Below are 24,275 nucleotides of genomic sequence, written 5' to 3'. Positions count from 1 at the left end.
TGGGTGTTGAAGTGGCATTTGGCAGCGTCTCCTTCCCCCGCGGGCGGGGGAAGGCCGGGATGGGGGACAGCGAGCACCCTCTACCCCCGCAACAACTTCAGCGCCGTATCCTCATCGGTCACCAGACCTGACACCCAGCCGCCCTGCAACGCCGCGCGAATCGCCGGATATTTACGCTCGCTGCCGGCAAAGCCAATAATCTGGCGTTGCGTCTGGCTCTCCAGCAACACGCTGGTGAGCAGTTCATCGGTTTCACCCCACACGCGTTCACCTTGCTGATTGAAAAAGTGCCCCAGCATTTCGCCCACCACGCCGCGCGCGTTGAGCGCAGCAACTTGCGCATCGGTGATAAAGCCTTCGGCATGCAGCGGGCAGCCGGGCTGCACTTCGCCGATGCCAACGAAGGCCACATTCGCCTGCAAGGCGCGTAACGTCACGCGCTGATAAACCTGATGCTGAATCCACATCTCTTTATCTTCGGGCGTATCCGCATACAGCGGCGCAGGAATGAAGAAATACTTGCCCTGCATCTTCTCCGCCATCTTCAGCGGCACGTCGTAGCGCGTACCCGAGTCGTCCCGCGCAATCGCGCCAATCATCGAAACGCACTGATGCTGCGGTCGCTCAACCCAGGGCAGCGCATCAATCATCGAGCGCAGCGTCTTACCGGAACCAATGCCAAACACCTGCGGTTGCTCCTCGCTGATGTATTGCGCCATCACCGCCGCGCCTTCCACTGCCAGCATCTGCTGAATAGCGTCATTATCCAGATTGGCGGATGGCACCACACGGCACAGTTGCAGGCCAAATTTATCCTGAACGTCGCGCGCCAGATGCAAGCAATGGGTAACCGGATGATCAATCTTTACGCTCACCATGCCCATTTCACGCGCGCTGGAGACCAAACGCTGCGCCACCTGACGTGACAATCCTAACGCGCGTGCAATTTCCTGTTGTGTCACGCCCGCCACGTAATACATCCAGGCCGCACGTGCTGCCAGTTCTTGTTTTTTCTCTTCTCTGCTCATCGCGCTGTTCCGTCAAAACCGGTGCGCCATGTTAACGCGAGATGCCGATGAAGTGTTAACTGGGCAAAAGCCCTAAAAAAGAGCAAAAGTATTAATTGTGATTGAGCTCGCAGAACAAGGCTGCTCGCTCGCACTATGCTACGCCTCATCGGGCAAATGCCCTTAATCGTGGCAAATGTTTATTTTGAGGCGACTATGACCAATCAATCAGTGTGGATGCATATCGGCGCAGGATCTTTTCACCGCGCGCATCAGGCGTGGTATCTGCATAAACTACGCGAGCAGGGCGATGAAAGCTGGAGCATTGCCCTCGGCAATATCCGCAATGATGCCGCGCCGTTGCTAAAGCAACTTGCTGCGCAAGAGGGCGAATATGTGCTGGAAACCGTTACACCCGATGGCGAACGCGCCTATGAAACCATCACGTCATTGCGCAAAATCCTGCCGTGGGATAGCGACATCAGCGCGCTGGTGGAGCAGGGAGCGAAAAGTGAAACCCGCGTGATAGGTTTTACCGTCACCGAAGCCGGTTACTATTTGACACCGGAATTCGAACTGGACCTGACGCAGCCGGATGTGCAGGCCGATGTGAAAGGCGACATCTGCACGATTTATGGCGCGCTGGCACGCATCCTCACGCAGCGCGTGGCCAACGGTGGCGCGTCCGTTACGCTGCTCAACTGCGATAACCTGCGCCACAACGGCGAACGTTTCCGTCACGGCTTCCTCGCGTTTCTTACCGCCAAAGGTGACAACGCCTTAGCGAATTGGGTGCGCGAAAATACCACCTCGCCTAACACCATGGTGGATCGCATTACGCCGCGTCCAACGCCGGATGTGGCTGAGCGCGTTAAAGCCGCTACGGGTAAAGAGGATGGTGCATCGGTGATGGCCGAATCCTTTATTCAATGGGTGATTGAAGATGACTTCATTGCCGGTCGGCCGGCGCTGGAGAAGGTTGGCGTTGAGCTGGTGGAATCGGTATTGCCGTGGGAAGAGGCGAAAATCCGCATCCTTAACGCCACGCATGCGGCGATTGCCTGGGCAGGCACGCTGATTGGCCTCAATTACATTGATGACAGCACGCGTCAGCCGGCGATTTACCAACTGGCCTATGACTACGTGACCCAGGATGTGATGCCATCGCTGTCGCCGAGCCCGCTGGATTTAGCCGATTATCGCGATGTGGTACTGGCGCGTTTTAGCAATCCCTACATTAAAGACACCAATCAACGTGTTGGCGCGGACGGTTTGTCGAAAATCCCCGGCATGGTGACACCAACACTGCGCGAATGCTATCAGCGTGGCGCAGAACCGGCGGCCACCGCCGTGCTGCCTGCACTGTTCTTCCTGTTCCTGCAACGCTGGGCCTGTGATGATTTGCCTTACACCTATCAGGATGGTGTGCTGCAAGCCGATGCGCTGCGCCAGCAGTTTAGCCGCTCCGATGCACTGAACGCTTTCCTCAGCGATAGCGCGCTATTTGGCGAACTGGCACAGGACAAGGCGTTTCATGCGCTGGTGACGCGCAGCGTGGCGGATCTGCAACTGTGGCTGAAACAGCCAGAACGCATGCTGGCTGCGGTGTAAGGAGCGCGTTATGTATCTTGGGATTGATATTGGCACCTCCGAGCTCAAAGCGCTGATCATCAATGCGCAGGGTGAGATCATTGCCTCGAATCACGCCACGCTCAACGTGCAGCGCCCGCATGCGCACTGGGCAGAACAGGATCCCGAGCGCTGGTGGCAAGCGTGCGGTGATGTCCTTGCTGGATTGCGCCAGCAGGACGCGCTGGCCTGGAGCGAGATTCGCGCGATGGGTTTGTCCGGGCAGATGCACGGCGCGGTGCTGCTGGATGCGCAGGGCAAGGTGCTGCGCCCGTGCATTCTGTGGAATGACACGCGCAGCGCGCCGCAATGTGCCGCGCTCAGTGCCCAACATCCGGAAATGATGCAGCTCAGCGGCAATATGATTATGCCGGGCTTCACCGCACCTAAACTGCGTTGGGTGGCAGAACATGAGCCTGAGATTTTCCGTCGCATCGATAAAGTGCTGCTGCCGAAAGATTACCTACGCTGGCGTTTAACCGGACAATTTATCAGTGAACCTTCAGACGCGGCAGGCACGTTGTGGCTCGATGTAGCTCAGCGCGACTGGTGCGACGAACTGTTAGCCATCACCGGTCTCACGCGCGCCAATATGCCGGCGCTGGTGGAAGGCAGCGCGGTGAGCGCCCCATTGAAAGCCGATCTGGCAAGTGAATGGGGCTTGTCGGCCGCGGTCTGCGTGGCGGGCGGCGGTGGCGACAATGCCGCATCGGCGGTTGGTGTCGGCGCGGTTAATCCGGGTGATGCTTTTATCTCGCTGGGTACCTCCGGCGTGATTTTTGTCGTCAACGATCGTTTGCTGGCCGATCCGCAATCGGGCGTGCACGCCTTCTGTCACGCCTTGCCCGGACGCTGGCACCAGATGAGCGTGATGCTCAGCGCCGCCAGCTGCCTGCGCTGGCTGTGTAATTTGCTCTCCGTTACCGAAAGCCAACTGATGGAAGAGATGGCACAGCTCAGCGAAGAGCAGCGGCGTCATGCCCCGGTTTTCCTGCCCTATCTTTCTGGTGAACGCACGCCACACAACGATCCTGACGCCTCCGGCTCTTTCTTCAATCTGCGCCACGAAACGCCGCGTGCGCTGCTCGGCTACGCAGTAATTGAAGGCGTAGCGTTTGGTTTGGCCGACGGGTTCGCGGTACTTGGTGATGCGCAGCGCCAGATTCAGCAGTGCAGCCTGACCGGTGGTGGGGCGCGCAGCACGTTGTGGGCGCAGTTGATCGCCGATGTGCTGCAACTGCCGATCGTCACGCATCCCGCCAGCGCGTCCGGCGCTTTGGGGGCTGCGCGTCTGGCATGGCTGGCCGCGGGTGGTGTGGAGAGCGAAGTTTGCCTAAAACCGCCGGTGCAGGCGCGATATCAACCAGATGCTGCGCGCGGCAAGGTGCTGCAGCAGCGATTGCAGCTGTTCCGCACGCTCTATGCACAACAGCAGCAGGCGCGAGTGTTGTTGCCTGAATAATTCCAGACAGAGGATGAATGAGATGCAATCGAATGATTACTGGTTTGGCTTACCGAAAAAGATGTTCTGGGGCTTCCTCGCCATCGCTATTTTTATGGCGGGTGACGGCTTTGAAATGGCATTTCTGTCGCGTCACATCACCGATATGGGCTTCACGCCAGCGCAGTCGGCGGTAGTATTTACTTTTTACGGACTGGCGGCAGCGCTAGCGGCGTGGGCATCGGGCGTGGTAGCGGAACTGATTACGCCCCAGCGTGCCATGATGATTGGCTTCGTGCTGTGGATTGTCATGCACACGCTGTTTATGTCGCTGGGACTTGGCATGCGCAACTATCCGCTGATGGTGCTATTTTACGGCATTCGCGGTCTGGCGTATCCGCTATTCATTTACTCATTCATGATGATGCTGGTGCAGGTGCTGCCGCGTGAAAAACTGGCGGCAGCCACCGGTTGGTTCTGGGCAATGTATTCCGTCGGTATCGGTGTGGTCGGCAGCTATTTACCGAGTCTGACCATCCCGATGCTCGGCGAAACCGGTACGCTGTGGCTGGCGATTATTTGGGTTGCCTGTGGTGGCGTGCTGGCCTATTTCAGCTTGCGCCATGTGCCGGTTGATCGTTCGCGCGTCAATTTGCCGATGCGCGATAAAATGACCGAAATGTCGCGGGCAGTAACTATTCTGTTTACCAACCAGCACGTGTTTTATGCTTGCCTGATTCGCATCATTAATACGCTGTCACTGTTTGGTTTCGCCATTATCATGCCGCTGCTGTTCGTTGATCGTCTAGGTTTTACCATTTCCGAATGGCTGCAAATCTGGGCGGTGTTCTTCTTCGTTACCATTTTTACCAACATCTTCTGGGGCATTACCGGCGAGAAGCTGGGTTGGATCCGTCAGGTGCGCTGGTTTGGCTGTCTCGGTATGGCCATCTCCAGTCTGGCGTTTTACTACCTGCCGCTGTATGCCGGACATAACTTCTGGGTGGCGCTGATTCCGGCGGTGATGTTAGGAATTTTTGTCGCCGCCTTCGTGCCGATGACCGCTGTGTTTCCGACACTGGAGCCGCATCACAAAGGCGCCGCCGTGTCGATTTATAACCTGTCGGCCGGACTGAGTAATTTTGTCGCGCCCGCGATTGCGTCGGTGTTGCTGCCGTTTTTCGATATCGTCGGCGTGGTGTGGGCGTATACCGCGCTGTACGTGTTTGCTGGCGTGCTGACCTTTATCATCCGCGTGCCGCAGCCGGGACATACGCATGAACCGGCGGCAGTGAAATCACGCGTGGCGCAGCAAAGGAGTTAATCTGTGATAGGCGGGCGCCATTAATGGCGCCCCTACACGACATCCCGCAACGCTTCCTCCAAATCGTACCAGCGAAAACCAAAGCCTGACTCTTCCAGGCGCTTCGGCAACACATGTTGGCCGCCGAGCACCAGTACCGCTGATTCGCCCATCATCAGCTTGATGGCGCTGGCGGGCGTGCGCATAAAGGCTGGGCGATGCATCACATGGCCGAGCGTGGCGGCGAACTGCTCATTGCGCACCGCATAGGGCGCAACCATGTTGAACGGGCCGCGCAGTTCAGAGTGATCGATCAACCACAGCAGCGCGTTAACCAAATCGTCGATGTGAATCCACGGTAAATACTGTTTGCCGCTACCAATCGGACCGCCTACGCCAAGCTTAAACGGCAGTTTCATCTTCGATAACGCGCCGCCTTCTTTCGCCAGCACCACGCCGGTGCGCAGCAAACAGACGCGCGTGCGATCGCTCTGTGCAGTTAACGCCAATTGTTCCCAACGTGCGCACAGCGTATGAGTAAATTCATCCTAACCTGGATCCTCTTCGGTCAGCACCAGGTCGCCGGTATCGCCATAAAAGCCGGTAGCCGAGCCGGAAATCAAAAATTGCGGGGGATTGCTGCTGGCGTGAATCAGCGAGACCAGCTGCTCGGTGATCTGCCAGCGGCTTTCGCACAGCCGCTGCTTCTGCTGTTCGGTCCAGCGTTTATCGGCGATCGGTTCGCCCGCAAGATTAATCACACCATCAATACCGTTTAAATCGGTTTGCTGATTGATGCCGGACCACAGCGCCACGCTGGCGTCGAGTTTCTCGCGTGCGGCGGCGACATCGCGCGTGACGACGCTCACCTGATGGCCAAGCTGCAACAGACGCGGAATCAGATGGCGGCCAATCAGGCCGGTGCCGCCGGTGATCAGTAAATGCATGTTGAGCCTCCTTGTCATTTTTTATCTGCTCAGATTGAGCATAGAAGAGAAGCGTGCGCGCGGCGTGACTCGGCTTACGCTTATGAAGAAAAAGGAAAAGTCAGCGCTGGTCTTAGCCGCTAAAGATCCGACCAGCGCACCATTGCCTTAATAAATAAAAATCGGTAAACATGATGCACACCTGACGCTTTTCTGAGGCAGCCAATGAATTATCCAACCATTACTTTGTGGTCAGATTCTTGCTTTTTCAGCCCTTACGCCATGTCGGTTTATGTTGCGCTCACCGAGAAGGGCATTCCCTTCACCCTTAAGCGCGTCGATTTATCGCAGAATGCGCAGTGGGATGAGGAATACCGCGCGCTGTCGCTGACCTGCCGTGTGCCGACGCTGCAAATCGATGATGTGCTGCTGACGGAATCTTCAGCGATTGCTGAGTACCTGGAAGAGCGTTTTCCGGCGCCAGAGTTCGAGCGGCTCTATCCGCGCGATCGTGAGAAACGGGCGCATGCGCGCGAAGTGCAGGCATGGCTGCGCAGCGACTTAATGGCGCTGCGCTCTGAGCGTCCAACCGAAGTGCTGTTCGCTGGCGAACGCTTTGCGCCGCTTACGCCGGCAGGTGAGCAAGCTGCCAACAAACTCATTGCTGCGGTGCAGCGCCTTTTGCCTGATGGACAGCAAAATCTGTTTGGCGAATGGTCGATTGCGGATACCGATTTAGCCGTGATGATTAATCGCCTGGTGCTGCACGGCGATGCGCTGCCGGTGAAGCTGCAACACTATGCGGAGTTCCAGTGGCAGCGTGCTTCGGTGCAACTCTGGTTAGCGGAATCGGGTAAAACACGCTGAGCACGATGCGCCTTGCGATGGCGAAAAGAACGCTTTACCTTACCGCTCATTCTAATAAAGCATGGCAAACAGGCGCGTGCTGGGCACGCCGAAAACAGAAAAGGGTTACGGATGGTGGATCAAACGGCAGGTGACGGTATCGAGTGGGTTGATATCGTTAACGAAGAGAACGAAGTCATTGCGCAGGCCAGCCGTGCGCAGATGCGTGCGCAGTGTCTGCGTCATCGCGCTACTTATATTGTGGTGCATGATGGCATGGGCAAAATTCTGGTGCAGCGTCGTACTGAAATCAAAGACTTCATGCCGGGTATGCTGGACGCCACTGCCGGTGGCGTGGTGCAGAGTGGGGAAGACCTGCTAGAATCGGCGCGTCGTGAAGCGGAAGAGGAATTGGGTATCGCGGCCGTTCCATTCGCCGAACACGGCCAGTTCTATTTTGAAGATCAGCATTGCCGCGTATGGGGCGGGCTGTTCAGCTGCGTTTCCCATGGCCCGTTTGCCATGCAGGAAGAGGAAGTGGATGAGATCTTCTGGATGACGCCGGAAGAGATCACCGCGCGCTGTGACGAGTTCACCGATGATTCGCTTAAGGCGCTGTCGCTGTGGCTGAGCCGAAACAGTGATGCTGCACGCCGTAAACAGAGCAGCGAAGCGTAATCTTGCCGTAAGGTCGCCATTTTTGGCGACCTTATACACACCATTGTTAATGTTCCCGCAGAATCCCCGCCAACAGTGCCAACGCATCCTCGAACTGCGCATCGGGAATAGTCAGCGGATAGAGGAAGCGGATCACGTTGCCGTACACGCCACAGGTTAGCAGAATCAAACCTTTTTCCAGCGCCTGCTGCTGAATAGCTTTGGCAATCTCCGCCGACGGCTTGCCCGCCGCATCATTGAATTCCGCCGCCATCATTGAGCCATAACCACGAATTTCCGCCAGCGCTTTACAATCTGCTTGCTGCAACGTCTGTTTTAATCGGCTACCAAGCTGGTTGGCGCGGCTGCACAGCGCCTCTTCTTCGATAATGTCTAACACCGCCAGCGCCGCCGCAATCGCCGGTGGACTGCCAGCATAGGTTCCGCCCAGGCCGCCGGGTTCTGGCGCATCCATGACTTCTGCGCGTCCCGATACCGCCGAGAGCGGGAAACCGCCAGCCAGACTTTTCGCCATGGTGATGAGATCGGGCTGCACGGTGTAATAGTCGCTGGCGAACAGTTTACCGGTGCGCGCAAAACCGCTCTGGATCTCATCGGCGATCAGCAGTATGCCGTGGCGATCGCACAATTCTCGCAGCGCAACGACAAACTCTGGCGGCGCACTGTAGAAACCGCCTTCGCCCTGAACCGGTTCAAAGATAATGGCTGCCACCTGCTGTGGGCTGATATCGCTGCGGAAAATCGCTTCCAGACTGTCGAGCGCATCGCTCACGCTGACTTTGTGCAGCGCGTTGGGATAGCGCGCGTGAAACACCGGGCTGGCGAAGGGGCCGAAGCCGGTTTTATACGGCACCACTTTGCCGGTTAGCGACATTGTCATATTGGTACGGCCATGAAACGCGCCGGTGAAGGCGATGATGCCGGGACGACCGGTGGCCGCACGCGCGATTTTGACCGCGTTTTCGACCGCTTCTGCACCGGTTGAGAAAAAGGTGGTTTTCACCGCGCCGTTAATCGGCACCAACGCATTCAGCCGCTCGGCGAGATGAATGTAGTTCTCATAAGGGATGATTTGAAAGGCGGTGTGGGTAAAGCATTCAAGCTGCTGTTGCACCGCAGCCATCACTTTCGGGTGACGATGCCCGGTGTTAAGCACCGCGATGCCTGCGGCAAAATCGGTGTATTCGCGGCCATGCTGATCCCATACCGTGGCATTCTCGGCTTTCACCGCAAAGAAATCACACATCACACCCACGCCGCGCGGCGTGGCTTGTAAACGACGGCGGTGCACTTCACTGTTGCTCATTATTCACCTCGCAATTAGCGGCAGACTTCAATCAGTGTTAGCGCAGCGTGAGGTTTATGCCAGTGAAGTGCGGAGCAAAAAAAAGCACGCACCGAAGTGCGTGCTTTTTTGGCGGGCGGGAAAGGGGATTAGCCTTCGGCCTGCTGCGATTGAATCGCCGTCAATGCGATGGTGTAGACGATGTCATCCACCAGTGCGCCGCGCGAGAGGTCGTTCACCGGCTTACGCATGCCTTGCAGCATCGGTCCGATGGAGATCAGATCGGCAGAACGCTGTACCGCTTTGTAAGTGGTGTTACCGGTGTTCAGATCCGGGAAGATGAACACGGTAGCGCGGCCGGCAACCGCAGAGTTTGGCGCTTTGGATTTGGCGACGTCTTCCATAATCGCGGCGTCGTACTGCAGCGGACCATCGATCACCAGATCCGGGCGTTTTTCCTGCGCGATGCGCGTGGCTTCACGTACTTTCTCTACGTCGCTACCGGCACCGGAGTTACCGGTTGAGTAGGAGATCATCGCGACGCGTGGATCGATACCGAAGGCTTTAGCTGAGTCGGCAGACTGAATCGCGATCTCTGCCAGCTGTTCTGGATTGGGATCCGGGTTGATGGCGCAGTCGCCATACACCAGAACCTGCTCCGGCAGCAGCATGAAGAACACCGACGACACCAGCGAGCTGTTTGGCGCGGTTTTGATCAGCTGCAGCGGTGGACGAATGGTATTCGCAGTGGTGTGAACCGCGCCGGAGACCAGACCGTCAACTTCGCCGCTCTCCAGCATCATGGTGCCGAGCACCACGTTGTCTTCCAGCTGCTCCTGCGCCACCACTTCGGTCATGCCTTTGCTCTTACGCAGCTCAACCAAACGTGGCACGTAATTTTCACGTACTACTTCTGGATCCACGATCACAATGCCTGTGCCGAGTTCAACACCCTGCGCCGCCGCAACACGCTGAATCTCTTCCGGATTGCCGAGCAGCACACAGGTAGCGATGCCGCGTTCGGCGCAAATTGCTGCCGCTTTGACGGTACGCGGCTCGTCGCCTTCTGGCAGCACGATGCGTTTGCCGGCTTTGCGCGCCAGCTCGGTGAGTTGGTAGCGGAATGCCGGTGGAGACAGGCGACGGCTGCGCTCGGACGTGGCGGTCAGCGATTCCACCCAATCTTCATTAATGAAGCTAGCTACGTACTCCTGCACTTTCTCGATGCGCTGCGTATCGTCAGTCGGGACTTCAAGGTTGAAGCTTTGCAGGCTAAGCGACGTCTGCCAGGTGTTTGTTTTCACCATAAACACCGGCAAGCCGGTCTGAAACGCGCGTTCGCACAGGCGTGCGATGGGCGCTTCAATCTGATAGCCACCGGTCAACAGCACTGCACCGATTTCTACGCCGTTCATCGCGGCCAAACAGGCGGCAACCAGTACATCAGGACGATCGGCGGAGGTTACCAGCAGTGAACCCGGACGGAAGTGCTCCAGCATATGTGGAATGCTACGCGCACAGAAGGTGACAGATTTCACACGGCGCGTCTGGATTTCACCTTCGTTGATGATATCGGCGTTCAGGTGACGGCACATATCGATGGCGCGAGTGGCGATCAGATCAAAGCTCCACGGTACACAACCCAGCACCGGCAGCGGACTGTTGGCAAACAGCTGCTTTGGATCGATGTTGGCGATGCTGGCTTTAGAGGAGTCATCAAAAATTTCTGACAGATCCGGGCGCGTACGACCTTGCTCATCCACCGGCGCATTCAGTTTGTTGATGATCACGCCAGTGATGTTTTTGTTTTTGCTGCCGCCAAAGCTGCTTTGCGTCAGTTCGATACGCTCTTTGAGCTGCGCCGGAGAATCGTTGCCCAGCGCCATGACGAAGACGATTTCGGCGTTCAGGGTTTTAGCGATCTCATAGTTCAGAGCAGATGCAAACTGATGTTTACGCGTGGGGACCAGACCTTCAACCAGCACTACTTCCGCGTCTTTAGCGTTTGCGTGATAGTTGGCAATGATCTCTTCCATCAACACGTCTTGCTGGTTAGATCCAAGCAGCGACTCAACGCGTGACATCTGCAGCGGTTCTGCGGCAGGAATCGCGGAGCTTTTACGGATAATGCTGGTGGTTTGGTCTGGCGCATCGCCACCCGCACGTGGCTGGGCAATTGGCTTGAATACGCTCAGGCGCACGCCTTTGCGCTCCATGGCACGGATCACGCCGAGGCTGACGCTGGTCAGACCGACGCTGGTGCCGGTAGGAATGAGCATAATTGTACGTGACACGATAGAAACCTCTCAGGTGTTGCAGACTGTCTAAAACAACTCCGTCAGCCTAAGCTGACGGAGAGAAGTGTTTTTAAGCGGTGAGACGCGCGGCGTCTTGAGCAATCACCAACTCTTCGTTGGTTGGGATCACCACGGCTGGGCGCGTGCCTTCTTTGTTGATGAAACCCGATTTGCCGAAGCGTGCTGCAAGGTTGCGCTCGTGATCGACTTCGAAGCCGAGCAGACCCAGTTTCTGCAGCGCCAGCTCGCGCACCATCGCCGCGTTTTCACCGATACCACCGGTGAAGACCACGGCGTCCAGACGGCCTTCCATCAGCGCAGTGTAGCTGCCGATGTATTTCGCCAGGCGGTGGCAGAACACATCCATCGCACGCTTAGCATCTTCTTTGGTGCTGTAGTTGTCTTCCACATAGCGGCAGTCGCTGGTGACTTCGGTCAGACCTAACAGGCCAGACTCTTTGGTCAGCAACTTATTGATGGCATCAACGCTCATGCCCAGGGCATCATGCAGGAAGAAGATAATCGCAGGATCGATGTCGCCACTGCGCGTGCCCATCACCAAACCTTCCAATGGCGTCAGGCCCATGGAAGTATCAACACACTGACCATTGCGAATAGCAGAAACGGAACCGCCATTACCCAAGTGGCAGGTGATGACGTTCAGTTCGCTAACGGGTTTGTTCAGCATTTTCGCGGCTTCCTGCGTCACATAGTAGTGGCTGGTGCCGTGTGCGCCGTAGCGACGAACGCCGTGCTCTTTATACAATTTGTACGGCAGAGCATAGAGATAGGACTCTTCCGGCATTGTCTGATGGAATGCGGTGTCAAAAACCGCGACATTTTTATCAGAAAGATGTGGGAAGTTTTTCAGCGCTTCATCTATACCGATCAGATGCGCAGGATTGTGCAGCGGCGCAAAAGAAGAGGCGTCTTTGATGCCCTGAATAACAGATTCGTCGATGATGACTGATTTGGTCAGCTGCTCGCCGCCGTGAACAATACGATGGCCGATTGCAGCGATTTGTGCCGAAAGCTCTGGTTTTTGTGCCAGAATAGTTTTGACCATGAAATTCAGTGCTTCGCTGTGTGCCGCACCCGCGCCAAGCTGAGCTTCTTGTTTGCTGCCGTCCAGTTTCCACTTAATACGTGCTTCCGGTAAATGGAAACATTCAGCCAAACCGGAGAGGTATTCGTCGCCGGTAACAGGGTTAAGGATGGCAAACTTAAGTGAAGAACTGCCGCAGTTCAGAACCAGAACTAACTTCGTCGACATGGAAGTACCTATTTTTGTTAAATAGTGGCTAAAAAAAACGCAATCAGACTAACAGCGTAGCCCATGAAAGCTGGTAGGTTAATGATAAACATCATGTGCTAGTCAAAAATTCAGTGACATGCAAAAAATTTTGGTGATTTTACGCTTATTTTTGATAAGCACTTAGCGAAACATGGCTCTGGCCGCTCTTTTATTGAGCTAAAGCTTCCGGTAATGTTACTCAAACGGCGTCAGAATACTCACTGTCACCCGCAAAGACAAAAACTTTTGAAGGATGTCACGTAAAGTTGTGTAGTTATCGGTTTATTTTAAATATTGCAGATTTAGTTGAGGTCTATCATGGCGAATGAGACAGACAAACCCGGCTGGTTCGGCTTGTTCCAGCGCGGACAGCGATACATGAAGACCTGGCCTGCAGACAAGCGCCTGGCGCCGGTATTTCCTGAAAATCGCGTGGTGAATGCAACGCGTTTTGCCATTCGCTTTATGCCGCCGCTGGCGATTTTCACCTTGACATGGCAAATCGCGATGGGGGGACAACTTGGTCCAGCAATTGCCACCGCGCTGTTTGCCTGCAGCCTGCCGATGCAAGGATTATGGTGGTTAGGTAAACGTTCGGTAACGCCGTTGCCGCCGACGCTGCTGCAGTGGTTCCATGAAGTGCGTACCAAACTGCAAGAAGCGGGGCAGGCGATTGCACCCGTTGACGGTAAGCCGACATATCAGTCGCTCGCCGATGTGCTGAAGCGCGCGTTTAAACAGCTTGATCGCACTTTCCTCGACGATCTTTGATCCGCGGACGCTTTTACCTGCCAGAGAATTTGAGCCAAATCCCGGTTCAAATCAAAGAAAAGTGGTGCGGACATACACGCATCACTCTCCTTGTGTAATCATTTCTTCATTGTTTAAATCTTAAGCGGCCGCCTGGCCCGGGAGCAAACCATGGAAATGACCCACGCACAACGATTGATCCTCTCCAATCAATACAAAATGATGGCCATGCTGGAACCCGATAACGCCGAGCGCTATCGTCGTTATCAAACCATTATTGAACGCGGCTATGGCTTGCAGTTACGCGAGCTCGATAAGGAATTCGGCGAGCTAACCGAAGCGACCTGTCGCTTACTGATCGATATTATGGAAATGCATCATGCGCTGCATGTTTCGTGGTCGAACCTCAAAGATGGCAGCGCGATTGATGAGCGTCGCCTGGCGTTTCTCGGCTTTGATGCGGCCACCGAAGCGCGTTATCTCGGCTACGTGCGTTTTATGGTGAACGTAGAAGGGCGCTATACCCATTTTGATTCCGGCACACACGGCTTCAATGCCCAAACGCCGATGTGGGAAAAATACCAACGCATGCTTACGGTGTGGCACACTTGTCCGCGTCAATATCATCTCAGCGCGAATGAGATCGCGCAGATTATCAATGCCTGAATAAGGAGCGACGCGTGAAGTACAGGGGTTTTCTGTTTGATTTAGACGGCACGCTGGTGGATTCACTGCCTGCTGTGATTCGCGCATGGTCATTGTGGGGCGAGCGCCATGGTTTGTCTGCGGAAGAGGTCCTGAGCTATATCCACGGGAAGCCTGCCATCAATTCGCTGCGCCATTTCATGGCGGGACAATCTGAAGAGGCGATTCAGGCGGAGTTCCTCTGGCTTGAACGTCTCGAAGCTGAAGACACGCAAGGCGTACAGGCGATTCCGGGCGCATTAGCGTTACTATCAACGTTGAACGAGTTGCAGATCCCATGGGCGATTGTCACATCGGGTTCGATTCCTGTTGCCCACGCGCGCCATAAAGCCGCCAATCTACCCATGCCAGAGGTGTTCATCACCGCGGAGAACATCAAGCACGGTAAGCCGAATCCCGAACCTTATTTGCTGGGCGCCGAGCGTTTGGGGCTTTCAGCGACGCAATGCGTGGTGGTTGAGGATGCGCCAGCGGGCATCATTTCAGGATTGGATGCGGGCAGTGCGGTGATCGCTATAAATGCGCCAGCCGATGCGCCGCGCATTGATGAAGTCACCTTCCGCGTCGCTTCGCTTGAACCGTTAAATGTCACTAAAGAAGATAGCGGTGAATTTACCCTTTCTATCACCGCATAAAAAAACGGGCCGCTGCGGCCCGTTTTTTTACAGCGGCGTATCCTGTGAGATTTCATCCAGCGACAGGCTAAAGCTGGGAATAAACACCTCAACAAAATAATCCATTTCCGGCGAGCGCCGCTGCGTCAGGGTTTTCTCCAGGCGCGCTTTGGCCAGCAAAAACTCGTTATTACCCGCCGACAACTCTTCCAGACACTTCACATAGGCGCAAAGTGCATCCGCTTGCTTTACCACGGATTGTTCACTTTCGCTATGCATGTGTTCATCTATCAGCGGCCGATAAGCGTCCTGCAGTTCGGGCGGCAGCATATCGATGAGTTTCTGTTGGGCAATTTTCTCGATCTTTTTATATTCGTGCGCAATTTGCGCGTTGTAGTACTTCACCGGCGTCGGTAAATCCCCGGTCAGTACTTCGCTGGCATCGTGATACAGCGCTAGCATGGCAATGCGCTCGGCGTTGAGGTTGCCGTTAAACTTTTTGTTTTTGATGATGGCGAGCGCGTGAGCAACCATCGCCACCTGCAGACTATGCTCGGAAACGTTTTCAGTGCGCACATTGCGCATTAAGGGCCAGCGGTTAATCAGTTTGAGACGGGAGAGGTGGGCGAAAAAATGGCTACGAGTCATGGACGGTTCCTGTTCGCACGGCGGGGAAGATATCTTTTCCCCGAAATGCGAACAGTATACGCGTCACAATTTACTGGCGATACCCTTGTAAGAAACGACCAAACTTGCTGACGGCCATTTCCAAATCGTCCACGCGCGGCAGCGTAACGATGCGTACGTGATCCGGCCACGGCCAGTTGAAAGCGGTGCCCTGAACCAGCAGCACTTTTTCCTGCAACAGGAAATCCAGCACCATCTTCTGATCGTCGAAGATGTTGAATTTCTTGGCGTCAATACGCGGGAACATATAGAGCGCACCTTGCGGCTTCACACAGCTGACGCCAGGAATATCATTAATCAATTCCCACGCACGCTGGCGCTGTTCATACAAACGTCCGCCGGGCGCGATAAATTCACTAATGCTTTGGTAGCCACCCAATGCGGTCTGAATCGCGTGTTGTGCAGGAACGTTGGCACACAGGCGCATCGACGCCAGCATCTCCAGCCCTTCAATGTAACCTTTGGCGTGTTTCTTCGGACCATTCAAAACCATCCAGCCCTGACGGAAACCCGCCACGCGATAGGTTTTGGACAAGCCGTTGAAGGTCACCGTCAGCAGATCGGGTGCCAGCGCAGCAATCGAATGATGTTGTGCTTCGTCGTAGAGAATCTTGTCGTAGATTTCATCGGCGAAAATAATCAGATTGTGCTGACGCGCAATTTCAACAATCTCAAGTAACAACTCTTTGCTGTAAACCGCGCCGGTCGGGTTATTCGGGTTAATGATGACAATGCCACGCGTGCGCGGGGTGATCTTGCTGCGAATATCATCCAGGTCAGGGAACCAACCTGCTGATTCATCACACAAATAATGCACCGCTTTACCGCTCGACAGCGAAACGGCAGCGGTCCACAGCGGATAATCCGGCGCAGGCACCAGCATTTCATCACCGCTGTTGAGCAATGCCTGCATCGCTTGCACAATCAGTTCGGATACGCCGTTACCAATATAGATGTCTTCGACGGTGACATCGCGCATGTCACGCGCCTGGTAATGCTGCATGATCGCTTTACGCGCCGGATACAGCCCTTTTGAATCGCAATAACCCTGCGAGCTTGGCAGATTGCGAATGACATCGACCAGAATTTCATCAGGCGCTTCGAAACCAAACGGGGCAGGGTTGCCGATGTTCAGCTTGAGAACTTTGTTGCCTTCTTCTTCGAGACGTTTAGCTTCTTTCAGTACCGGGCCACGGATGTCATAACAGACATTTTCCAGCTTGCCGGATTTATCAATTTGAAAATTCATTGTTACCGCCTTTATGGGCAGAGTCCTTTAACCTGCCACCAAAAATCAAACTCGCCCAATTTACTCTTCTCACCTTAACAAAAGAAGGGCAGCGCTTGGTTTTGGCGTGTTTGCCATTTTTTCCCCCTTCACTTGGCGTAAAAGTCATTGGAAATCGATTAATCTGGTTCATTAGTCCGCAAATGTGAAGAATGTTAATATTAAACGCTGGTAAGGTGTGCCTGACGTGTAAATGCCTTCTTCCATCGACATCAGAGACTATTCAGAAATTTTTCAGTCAAAACTGGCTTAAAAAAACATTAGCGACCAAATGAAATAGTTAAATGAATCTTGTTGGATGGCGGAAAATTGTCTGGTAATGATCAAGCACTGTTTGGCGTCACAAAATAGAGTTCATTCTCATACACTTTCTATTGGCAGGATTAAGCACCATCATCAGCTGCAACTCAGTGTAAAACACGCGTAAAATAGCATTTGCGCTGAATCTTTAACGTAAGTGTTTGAGATTCAGAACCTGGAGGGGTTAAAAAAAGAGCAGCATTATGGCAGGATGTGTGCGAAAAGACTTTTGGTCAAAAATTGCGATGTTTTGAACAAAAACATTTCCATTTATAGCGTAAAAATGATTAAGTATAATTTATTATTTGATGCACTTTATCGCTTCGCATCTACATAACATGATGTTATTTCTTTTTAACCCGCAGGGACTTTGTGCGGGAGACATAGACAACTACGCAGCTTCCAGCACCTGTACGACTTACGTTTTCGGCCCAGAAGTTCTGCTGTCTATAATGACGACGCTGCTCTGATCTCAGAGTGGTGCGATCGTCGGCATCCGCCTGACAAATTTTTTTTCATGGCAGCTCCACACAGGGCTGTCATTAAGCACCATTGCCTCTTATCTCTTTGATAAGTCGGGTAATACACCAGGGTAGTAGTTTTAAAAAATCTTATAAGTGAAGAAAAACATGACTAATGCAAATCGTCCGATACTGAATCTCGACCTCGATCTGCTGCGTACATTTGTTGCCGTTGCCGATCTGAACACTTTTGCAGCCGCCGCTGCCGCCGTGTGCAGAACGCAGTCCGCAGTGAGCCAGCAGATGCAACGTCTGGAACAATTGGTAGGTAAAGAGCTGTTTGCCAGACATGGACGTAATAAATTGCTGACGGAGCATGGCATTCAACTGCTGGGTTACGCCAGGAAAATCCTTCGTTTTAATGACGAAGCTTGCACCTCTTTAATGTACAGCAACATCCAGGGCGTTCTGACCATCGGCGCTTCAGATGATACCTCAGATACCATTCTGCCGTTCCTGCTTAACCGCGTAACGTCGGTCTATCCGAAGCTGGCCATTGATGTGCGTGTTAAGCGCAACCCGTTCATGATGGAAATGCTTAATCAAGGTGAAGTCGATCTGGTTGTGACCACGTCCAGCCCAGGAAACTTTACTTATCAGGTACTGCGTACTTCACCAACGTTGTGGTACTGCGCGGCAGATTATATCTTCCAGCGTGGAGAGGCCATTCCTTTGGTTCTGTTGGATGAGCCAAGCCCGTATCGTGATATGGCCATTGATCACCTCAACGAGGCTGGCATTCCGTGGCGCATCTCGTATGTTGCTTCAACGCTGGCTGCCGTCCGTGCAGCGGTTAAAGCCGGTTTGGGTGTGACAGCGCGTCCAGTTGAGATGATGAGTCCAGAACTGCGTGTGATGGGGGCGGCAGAAGGTTTGCCTGTATTGCCTGATACCCAGTATCTGCTGTGCCGTAATCCAGACAGCGATAACGAACTGGCGCTGGCGATCTTCAATGCCATGCAGTCCACCAACGATCCTTATAATCTGAGTGCTAATCCAGACGGTACCTTGTTACTGGATGATGAAGAGTAAGGGTTGCAGTTGCTGGTAATTCCTCTCAATTGGAATACCGGTTAATTGTTAAAACCGATAAAAATGAGCCTTAGCTGGGTAATTATCCGCTAAGGCTTTTTTTATGCCTTTTAATACGTCGTTTTTAGAGCGATTTCCTGAAAAAGATTTCACTCGACAACTTAAAAATGAAATGTGTTCCATTTTTGCTCCACATGGAATGATTTTATCAATTCGTGCCAACTTTTCCAGGGCAATTGCCCTTCCACTCCGCTGTTTTTTGCAGCATAAAACCCAGTTATGTGCTTTAGATCAAAAAAATACCCCTGATAAGGGGGGGGAATCTCGGGCGAGACCTGTCAAAATATGATTGTTAAATGCACGATCCACGCATGTGAATACCCGCTACACTAAAATTAACCTCACAAACTGAAGCGATTTAGCTGGCGCTCAGAGGGTTGAATGTTAATAATATGATGCAGCTGTAAAATAATGTTTGGATACTTTTGTCAAAGTTGACAAAAGGTTATAGAAAGGAGTAAAAACCCCTATAAAATTGCTGCTTTATTGCTAATGACAGCAAAATTTATAAGGTTTTTTACCCTTCCCTTGAATCGATGTGGTGTGTTTGCTGCAACAGCGCAGGATGCCATCACCACTTTTGATGAGTAAGCAAAGAGTATGTCGACAACTACAGAAGTGATCGCTCATCACTGGGCATTTATTGTTTTTATCGTTATCGCATTCGGTCTGTGTGCCTTTATGTTGACCGGTGGCTGGTTGTTAGGTGGTCGTGCGCGTGCGCGACACAAGGACACCCCGTTCGAATCGGGTATTGAGTCGGTCGGTGACACTCATATTCGCCTCTCTGCAAAATTCTATCTGGTTGCGATGTTTTTCGTCATATTCGACGTCGAAGCCCTCTATTTATACGCATGGTCGACTTCCATTCGCGAAAGCGGTTGGGTCGGCTTTGTCGAAGCCGCAATTTTCATTTTGGTGCTCTTGGCAGGCCTGGTTTATCTGGTGCGCATCGGTGCGCTGGATTGGGCTCCTGCGCGTCGTCGCGTAGTGGTCAAATCTGTCCCGGTCAGTCACAGCCACACCAACCCTCATAAGCAGTAAAAGCGAGGCAATAAGATGGACTACACGCTGACACGCGTAGACCCGAACGGGGGCGGCGATAACGATCGTTATCCTCTGCAGAAACAGGAAACGGTTACCGATCCGCTGGAGCAACACGTTCACCGTAGCGTCTACATGGGCAAGCTCGAGCACGCCCTGCATGACATGGTGAACTGGGGTCGTAAAAACTCACTCTGGCCGTATAACTTCGGCCTTTCCTGTTGCTACGTGGAAATGACCACATCCTTCACCGCAGTGCATGACGTGGCACGTTTTGGCGCCGAAGTTATGCGCGCCTCGCCACGTCAGGCTGACTTTATGGTGATCGCCGGTACGCCATTTACCAAAATGGCGCCGGTTATTCAGCGTTTATATGACCAAATGCTGGAGCCGAAATGGGTGATTTCCATGGGCGCATGCGCTAACTCGGGTGGCATGTATGACATCTACTCGGTGGTGCAGGGCGTGGATAAATTCCTGCCGGTTGACGTGTACATTCCTGGCTGCCCGCCGCGTCCAGAAGCGTATATGCAGGCATTACTGCTGCTGCGCGAGTCGATTGGCAAAGAGCGTCGTCCACTGTCTTGGGTGGTCGGTGATCAGGGTGTTTATCGCGCCAATATGCAGCCAGAGCGTGAAAGAAAGCGTGGCGAGCGTATTGCCGTCACCAACCTGAGATCGCCAGACGAAGTTTAAGCTTCCCGTACACGGATGGAGCCACGGCCACAGCAAAACATCACAATTTAATGTGCGCCGCCATCCTGACGCCTTCTTTTGAGCGCCTGATTACAGGCCGGAATGGTGAGTAACGTATGACTGATTTAACCACGCAAGATCTCGCTCAGCCTTCATGGCAAACCCGCGATCACCTGGATGACCCAGTGGTCGGCGAGCTGCGTAACCGTTTTGGGCCGGATGCCTTTACCGTTCAGGCTACCCGCACCGGGATTCCGGTTGTCTGGGTGAAGCGTGAACAGCTATTAGAAATCGTTGAATTCCTGCGCAAGCTGCCAAAGCCCTATGTCATGCTGTATGACTTACACGGTTTTGATGAGCGTTTACGCACTAACCGCGCCGGTTTGCCCGCCGCGGATTTTTCCGTTTTCTATCACCTGCTTTCCATTGAACGCAACCGCGACATCATGCTCAAGGTCGCTTTATCTGAAAACGATCTGAATGTGCCAACCATCACCAAAATTTTCGCTAACGCCAACTGGTATGAGCGCGAAACCTGGGAGATGTTTGGCATCACTTTCAATGGTCACCCGCACCTGACGCGCATCATGATGCCGCAGACGTGGGAAGGCCATCCGCTGCGTAAAGATTATCCGGCGCGCGCTACCGAGTTCGATCCCTTCGAGCTGACCAAGCAGAAAGAAGATCTGGAGATGGAGGCGCTGACCTTCAAGCCTGAAGATTGGGGCATGAAGCGCAGCACCACCAATGAGGACTTCATGTTCCTCAACCTCGGTCCGAACCACCCCTCTGCGCACGGTGCTTTCCGCATCATTCTGCAGTTAGATGGTGAAGAAATCGTCGATTGCGTTCCCGATGTCGGCTACCACCATCGTGGCGCGGAGAAGATGGGCGAGCGCCAATCCTGGCACAGCTACATTCCGTACACCGACCGTATCGAGTACCTCGGCGGCTGCGTGAACGAAATGCCTTACGTGCTGGCGGTGGAAAAACTGGCGGGCATTACCGTGCCGGATCGCGTCAATGTGATCCGCGTGATGCTGTCTGAGCTGTTCCGCATCAACAGCCATCTGCTCTATATCTCCACCTTTATTCAGGACGTCGGCGCGATGACGCCGGTGTTCTTCGCCTTTACCGATCGTCAGAAAATCTATGATGTGGTGGAAGCGATTACCGGTTTCCGTATGCACCCGGCGTGGTTCCGCATCGGCGGCGTCGCGCATGACCTGCCGAAAGGCTGGGAACGTCTGCTGCGCGACTTCCTCGACTGGATGCCGAAGCGTCTGAAAGAGTACGACAAAGCCGCACTGCGCAATACTGTGTTGATGGGCCGTTCGCAAGGTGTTGCGGCGTACAACATGGACGAAGCACTGGCGTGGGGCACCACCGGCGCAGGCCTGCGCGCCACTGGTTTAGATTTTGACGTGCGCAAATGGCGCCCATATTCAGGTTACGAAAACTTCGATTTCGAAATTCCGGTTGGCGCTGGTATCAGTGATGCGTACACCCGCGTGCAGCTGAAAATGGAAGAGATGTGGCAGTCACTGCGCATTCTGGAACAGTGCCTGAACAACATGCCTGAAGGCCCGTTCAAAGCGGACCATCCGCTGACAACGCCGCCGCCGAAAGAGCGCACGCTGCAGCACATTGAAACCCTGATCACTCACTTCCTGCAGGTTTCGTGGGGCCCAATCATGCCGGCTAACGAATCCTTCCAGATGATTGAGGCGACCAAAGGGATCAACAGTTACTACCTGACCAGCGATGGCAGCACCATGAGCTATCGCACCCGCGTGCGTACGCCGAGCTTCCCGCATCTGCAGCAGATCCCATCGGTGATCCGCGGCAGCCTGGTATCCGACTTGATCGTTTACCTCGGTAGTATCGATTTTGTTATGTCAGACGTGGACCGCTAATTATGCACGATCAAAAAATTGCTATTCACACCATCGACCCTACTGAGGTCTTCGTGCTGAGCGAGGCCGAGCACCACGCTATCGAGCACGAGAAACACCATTACGAAGATGCACGCGCCGCTTCGATCGAAGCGTTGAAGATCGTGCAGAAACAGCGTGGCTGGGTGCCGGACGGCGCGATTAACGCCATCGCAGATGTTCTGGGGATTCCAGCCAGTGATGTTGAAGGCGTAGCGACTTTCTATAGCCAAATCTACCGTACGCCGGTTGGCCGTCACGTTATTCGCTACTGTGACAGCGTGGTGTGCCACATCACGGGTTATCAGGGGATTCAGGATGCGCTGGAGCAAAATCTGAACATCAAGCCGGGCCAGACTACGGCGGATGGACGCTTTACGCTGCTGCCAACTTGCTGCCTGGGTAACTGCGATAAAGGGCCAACCATGATGGTGGATGAAGATACCCACGTTCATCTGACGCCTGAAGGCATCGCCAACTTGCTGGAGCAGTATCAATGACCATTAAACAGATCATTCGTACTGCCGAAACCCATCCGCTGACCTGGCGTCTCCGTGACGACAAGCAGCCGATCTGGATCGATGAATATCGCAGTAAAAACGGTTATGTCGGCGCAGAAAAAGCGTTGAAAGATTTCAGCCAGGACGAAATCGTCGCGGCGGTAAAAGACTCGGGTCTGAAAGGCCGCGGTGGTGCAGGTTTTAACACCGGCCTGAAGTGGAGCCTGATGCCGAAAGACGAATCCATGAACATCCGTTACCTGCTGTGTAATGCCGATGAAATGGAGCCGGGCACTTACAAAGACCGCTTGCTGATGGAGCAACTGCCGCACCAGCTGGTGGAAGGCATGCTGATCAGTGCGTTCGCGCTGAAAGCCTATCGTGGCTATATCTTCTTACGTGGTGAGTACATCGAAGCGGCCGTTAATCTGCGTCGCGCGATTGCTGAAGCCACCGAAGCGGGCTATCTCGGTAAAAATATTCTTGGTACCGGTTTTGATTTCGAGCTGATCGTCCACACCGGCGCAGGCCGTTATATCTGCGGCGAAGAGACAGCGCTGATCAACTCGCTGGAAGGACGTCGTGCGAATCCGCGTTCCAAGCCGCCATTCCCGGCCAGTGCCGGCGTGTGGGGCAAGCCGACCTGCGTGAACAACGTGGAAACGCTGTCGAACGTGCCTGCCATCTTCCTTAACGGCGTTGACTGGTACAAAAACATCTCTACCAGCGAAGACACCGGCACCAAAATGATGGGCTTTTCCGGCCGCGTAAAAAATCCTGGCGTCTGGGAATTGCCGTTCGGCACTACCGCACGTGAAATCCTTGAGGATTACGCCGGTGGCATGCGCGATGGCCTGAAATTCAAAGCCTGGCAGCCAGGCGGCGCAGGAACTGACTTCCTTACCGACCAGCACCTCGATCTGCCGATGGAATTTGCCAGTATTGGTAAAGCTGGCAGCCGTTTAGGTACTGCGCTGGCGATGGCGGTCGATCACGAAATCAACATGGTTTCACTGGTGCGTAACCTGGAAGAATTCTTTGCGCGCGAATCCTGTGGCTGGTGTACGCCGTGCCGTGATGGATTGCCATGGAGCGTGAAGATCCTGCGTGCGCTGGAGCAGAAAAAAGGTCAGCCGGGTGATATTGAAACCCTGCAGCAACTCTGCCGCCAGCTTGGCCCAGGTAAAACCTTCTGTGCCCACGCACCGGGCGCCGTCGAGCCATTGCAGAGCGCGATTAAATATTTCCGTGAAGAGTTTGAAGCTGGCATTGCGCCGCAGGTGTTTGGCAATACCCGAGCCATCGGCGGTATTCAGCCCAACCTGCTGAAAGCGCGCTGGTAATCAGCCGCCGTACACGGAATTCACCTCATGCCGACTGGCGTGGGGAAAGAATTAGATGTTTAACGCTCGTCTTAGGGCGAGCCTTACGGAAGCAT

The 24,275-nt window shown here is 54.0% G+C and carries 21 protein-coding genes and 1 pseudogene; 14 read left to right on the top strand and 8 right to left on the bottom strand.

Features of this window, described 5'->3' with window-relative positions:
• Positions 1-80 precede the first annotated feature (80 nt).
• Positions 81-1,028 carry a sugar-binding transcriptional regulator gene (locus AAF463_RS13465; RefSeq protein WP_350260936.1) on the bottom strand — a complete coding sequence of 316 codons (948 nt, stop codon included), beginning with the start codon at positions 1,026-1,028 and terminating at the stop codon, positions 81-83.
• Positions 1,029-1,223: 195 nt separating this feature from the next.
• Between AAF463_RS13465 and dalD the strand changes: the two genes are divergently transcribed.
• Genes dalD through AAF463_RS13450 form a run of 3 tightly spaced genes read left to right on the top strand, consistent with a single transcriptional unit; the run spans position 1,224 to position 5,401 of the window.
• Positions 1,224-2,618 (top strand): D-arabinitol 4-dehydrogenase, encoded by a 1,395-nt coding sequence (gene dalD, locus AAF463_RS13460; RefSeq protein ID WP_350260935.1) that lies wholly within the window; start codon positions 1,224-1,226, stop codon positions 2,616-2,618.
• Between the two features lie 10 nt (positions 2,619-2,628).
• On the top strand, positions 2,629-4,098 hold the full coding sequence (xylB, locus tag AAF463_RS13455; RefSeq protein WP_350260934.1) for a xylulokinase: 1,470 nt from the start codon (positions 2,629-2,631) through the stop codon (positions 4,096-4,098).
• 22 nt (positions 4,099-4,120) lie between these two features.
• Complete coding sequence (locus tag AAF463_RS13450; protein ID WP_192233267.1) at positions 4,121-5,401, top strand: MFS transporter; 1,281 nt, start codon at positions 4,121-4,123, stop codon at positions 5,399-5,401.
• A gap of 32 nt (positions 5,402-5,433) precedes the next feature.
• Here the strand turns inward: AAF463_RS13450 and AAF463_RS13445 are convergent.
• Positions 5,434-6,327 (bottom strand): annotated as a pseudogene (locus tag AAF463_RS13445) (TIGR01777 family oxidoreductase).
• 204 nt (positions 6,328-6,531) lie between these two features.
• Between AAF463_RS13445 and yfcF the strand changes: the two are divergent.
• Both yfcF and yfcD read left to right on the top strand, forming a co-directional pair.
• The gene (gene yfcF / locus AAF463_RS13440; protein ID WP_350260933.1) at positions 6,532-7,173 is read left to right on the top strand and encodes a glutathione transferase; all 642 of its coding nucleotides are present in this window, start codon (positions 6,532-6,534) and stop codon (positions 7,171-7,173) included.
• Positions 7,174-7,284: 111 nt separating this feature from the next.
• A complete protein-coding gene (gene yfcD, locus AAF463_RS13435; RefSeq protein WP_007889295.1) occupies positions 7,285-7,830 on the top strand; it encodes an NUDIX hydrolase YfcD in 546 nt (181 codons plus the stop codon).
• A gap of 46 nt (positions 7,831-7,876) precedes the next feature.
• Here the strand turns inward: yfcD and AAF463_RS13430 are convergent, their stop codons facing one another.
• From AAF463_RS13430 to ackA, 3 genes are all read right to left on the bottom strand, one after another.
• Positions 7,877-9,136: a 4-aminobutyrate--2-oxoglutarate transaminase gene (locus AAF463_RS13430; RefSeq protein ID WP_350260932.1), complete on the bottom strand. Its 1,260-nt coding sequence runs from the start codon at positions 9,134-9,136 to the stop codon at positions 7,877-7,879.
• Between the two features lie 128 nt (positions 9,137-9,264).
• On the bottom strand, positions 9,265-11,409 hold the full coding sequence (gene pta, locus AAF463_RS13425; protein WP_176971183.1) for a phosphate acetyltransferase: 2,145 nt from the start codon (positions 11,407-11,409) through the stop codon (positions 9,265-9,267).
• Between the two features lie 73 nt (positions 11,410-11,482).
• Positions 11,483-12,685, bottom strand: coding sequence for an acetate kinase (ackA, locus tag AAF463_RS13420; protein WP_101763649.1), 1,203 nt, complete (start codon positions 12,683-12,685; stop codon positions 11,483-11,485).
• 339 nt (positions 12,686-13,024) lie between these two features.
• Here ackA and yfbV point away from each other — a divergent pair, with 339 nt between their 5' ends.
• From yfbV to AAF463_RS13405, 3 genes are all read left to right on the top strand, one after another.
• Positions 13,025-13,477 carry a terminus macrodomain insulation protein YfbV gene (gene yfbV, locus AAF463_RS13415; RefSeq protein WP_101763650.1) on the top strand — a complete coding sequence of 151 codons (453 nt, stop codon included), beginning with the start codon at positions 13,025-13,027 and terminating at the stop codon, positions 13,475-13,477.
• A 150-nt stretch (positions 13,478-13,627) separates the two neighbouring features.
• Positions 13,628-14,122: a YfbU family protein gene (locus AAF463_RS13410; protein ID WP_008105160.1), complete on the top strand. Its 495-nt coding sequence runs from the start codon at positions 13,628-13,630 to the stop codon at positions 14,120-14,122.
• A gap of 14 nt (positions 14,123-14,136) precedes the next feature.
• Positions 14,137-14,796, top strand: a complete 660-nt coding sequence (locus tag AAF463_RS13405) for a sugar phosphatase (RefSeq protein WP_110866567.1) — start codon at positions 14,137-14,139, stop codon at positions 14,794-14,796.
• 27 nt (positions 14,797-14,823) lie between these two features.
• Here the strand turns inward: AAF463_RS13405 and yfbR are convergent, their stop codons facing one another.
• The 3 genes from yfbR to AAF463_RS13390 all read right to left on the bottom strand — a co-directional run bounded on the left by yfbR (position 14,824) and on the right by AAF463_RS13390 (position 16,883).
• Complete coding sequence (yfbR, locus tag AAF463_RS13400; RefSeq protein ID WP_110866568.1) at positions 14,824-15,423, bottom strand: 5'-deoxynucleotidase; 600 nt, start codon at positions 15,421-15,423, stop codon at positions 14,824-14,826.
• A gap of 70 nt (positions 15,424-15,493) precedes the next feature.
• Positions 15,494-16,711: a pyridoxal phosphate-dependent aminotransferase gene (locus AAF463_RS13395; RefSeq protein ID WP_350260931.1), complete on the bottom strand. Its 1,218-nt coding sequence runs from the start codon at positions 16,709-16,711 to the stop codon at positions 15,494-15,496.
• Positions 16,695-16,883: a hypothetical protein gene (locus tag AAF463_RS13390; protein WP_158238614.1), complete on the bottom strand. Its 189-nt coding sequence runs from the start codon at positions 16,881-16,883 to the stop codon at positions 16,695-16,697. The genes AAF463_RS13395 and AAF463_RS13390 overlap by 17 nt, the downstream gene beginning before the upstream one ends.
• A gap of 796 nt (positions 16,884-17,679) precedes the next feature.
• Between AAF463_RS13390 and lrhA the strand changes: the two genes are divergently transcribed.
• The 6 genes from lrhA to nuoF all read left to right on the top strand — a co-directional run bounded on the left by lrhA (position 17,680) and on the right by nuoF (position 24,180).
• Positions 17,680-18,603 carry a transcriptional regulator LrhA gene (gene lrhA, locus AAF463_RS13385; protein WP_021509211.1) on the top strand — a complete coding sequence of 308 codons (924 nt, stop codon included), beginning with the start codon at positions 17,680-17,682 and terminating at the stop codon, positions 18,601-18,603.
• Positions 18,604-19,263: 660 nt separating this feature from the next.
• Entirely contained in the window at positions 19,264-19,707 is a 444-nt protein-coding gene (locus tag AAF463_RS13380) for an NADH-quinone oxidoreductase subunit A (protein WP_007889316.1), read from the top strand.
• 15 nt (positions 19,708-19,722) lie between these two features.
• Positions 19,723-20,403, top strand: a complete 681-nt coding sequence (locus AAF463_RS13375; protein WP_008105151.1) for an NADH-quinone oxidoreductase subunit B — start codon at positions 19,723-19,725, stop codon at positions 20,401-20,403.
• A gap of 116 nt (positions 20,404-20,519) precedes the next feature.
• Entirely contained in the window at positions 20,520-22,319 is a 1,800-nt protein-coding gene (gene nuoC / locus AAF463_RS13370) for an NADH-quinone oxidoreductase subunit C/D (RefSeq protein WP_008105149.1), read from the top strand.
• 2 nt (positions 22,320-22,321) lie between these two features.
• Positions 22,322-22,837 (top strand): NADH-quinone oxidoreductase subunit NuoE, encoded by a 516-nt coding sequence (nuoE, locus tag AAF463_RS13365; protein WP_101763655.1) that lies wholly within the window; start codon positions 22,322-22,324, stop codon positions 22,835-22,837.
• 2 nt (positions 22,838-22,839) lie between these two features.
• Entirely contained in the window at positions 22,840-24,180 is a 1,341-nt protein-coding gene (gene nuoF / locus AAF463_RS13360; protein WP_176519213.1) for an NADH-quinone oxidoreductase subunit NuoF, read from the top strand.
• Positions 24,181-24,275 lie beyond the last annotated feature (95 nt).

The sequence above is a fragment of the Pantoea sp. BJ2 genome (assembly GCF_040255075.1).
GTDB classification, from domain to species: domain Bacteria; phylum Pseudomonadota; class Gammaproteobacteria; order Enterobacterales; family Enterobacteriaceae; genus Pantoea; species Pantoea leporis.
The sequence above is the reverse complement of the archived record's forward strand: the minus strand, read 5'-3'. Positions and strand labels throughout refer to the sequence as shown.

What these genes read in the sequence shown, in the direction of transcription:
- AAF463_RS13410 (WP_008105160.1), top strand. Translation starts at nt 13,628, where the DNA reads ATGGAAATGACCCACGCACAACGATTGATCCTCTCCAATCAATACAAA.
- xylB (WP_350260934.1), top strand. Translation starts at nt 2,629, where the DNA reads ATGTATCTTGGGATTGATATTGGCACCTCCGAGCTCAAAGCGCTGATC.
- nuoE (WP_101763655.1), top strand. Translation starts at nt 22,322, where the DNA reads ATGCACGATCAAAAAATTGCTATTCACACCATCGACCCTACTGAGGTC.
- ackA (WP_101763649.1), bottom strand. Translation starts at nt 12,685, where the DNA reads ATGTCGACGAAGTTAGTTCTGGTTCTGAACTGCGGCAGTTCTTCACTT.
- lrhA (WP_021509211.1), top strand. Translation starts at nt 17,680, where the DNA reads ATGACTAATGCAAATCGTCCGATACTGAATCTCGACCTCGATCTGCTG.
- yfbV (WP_101763650.1), top strand. Translation starts at nt 13,025, where the DNA reads ATGGCGAATGAGACAGACAAACCCGGCTGGTTCGGCTTGTTCCAGCGC.
- AAF463_RS13395 (WP_350260931.1), bottom strand. Translation starts at nt 16,711, where the DNA reads ATGAATTTTCAAATTGATAAATCCGGCAAGCTGGAAAATGTCTGTTAT.
- AAF463_RS13430 (WP_350260932.1), bottom strand. Translation starts at nt 9,136, where the DNA reads ATGAGCAACAGTGAAGTGCACCGCCGTCGTTTACAAGCCACGCCGCGC.
- AAF463_RS13465 (WP_350260936.1), bottom strand. Translation starts at nt 1,028, where the DNA reads ATGAGCAGAGAAGAGAAAAAACAAGAACTGGCAGCACGTGCGGCCTGG.
- yfcF (WP_350260933.1), top strand. Translation starts at nt 6,532, where the DNA reads ATGAATTATCCAACCATTACTTTGTGGTCAGATTCTTGCTTTTTCAGC.
- AAF463_RS13380 (WP_007889316.1), top strand. Translation starts at nt 19,264, where the DNA reads ATGTCGACAACTACAGAAGTGATCGCTCATCACTGGGCATTTATTGTT.
- AAF463_RS13390 (WP_158238614.1), bottom strand. Translation starts at nt 16,883, where the DNA reads ATGAACCAGATTAATCGATTTCCAATGACTTTTACGCCAAGTGAAGGG.
- AAF463_RS13450 (WP_192233267.1), top strand. Translation starts at nt 4,121, where the DNA reads ATGCAATCGAATGATTACTGGTTTGGCTTACCGAAAAAGATGTTCTGG.
- AAF463_RS13375 (WP_008105151.1), top strand. Translation starts at nt 19,723, where the DNA reads ATGGACTACACGCTGACACGCGTAGACCCGAACGGGGGCGGCGATAAC.
- dalD (WP_350260935.1), top strand. Translation starts at nt 1,224, where the DNA reads ATGACCAATCAATCAGTGTGGATGCATATCGGCGCAGGATCTTTTCAC.
- yfcD (WP_007889295.1), top strand. Translation starts at nt 7,285, where the DNA reads ATGGTGGATCAAACGGCAGGTGACGGTATCGAGTGGGTTGATATCGTT.
- nuoC (WP_008105149.1), top strand. Translation starts at nt 20,520, where the DNA reads ATGACTGATTTAACCACGCAAGATCTCGCTCAGCCTTCATGGCAAACC.
- yfbR (WP_110866568.1), bottom strand. Translation starts at nt 15,423, where the DNA reads ATGACTCGTAGCCATTTTTTCGCCCACCTCTCCCGTCTCAAACTGATT.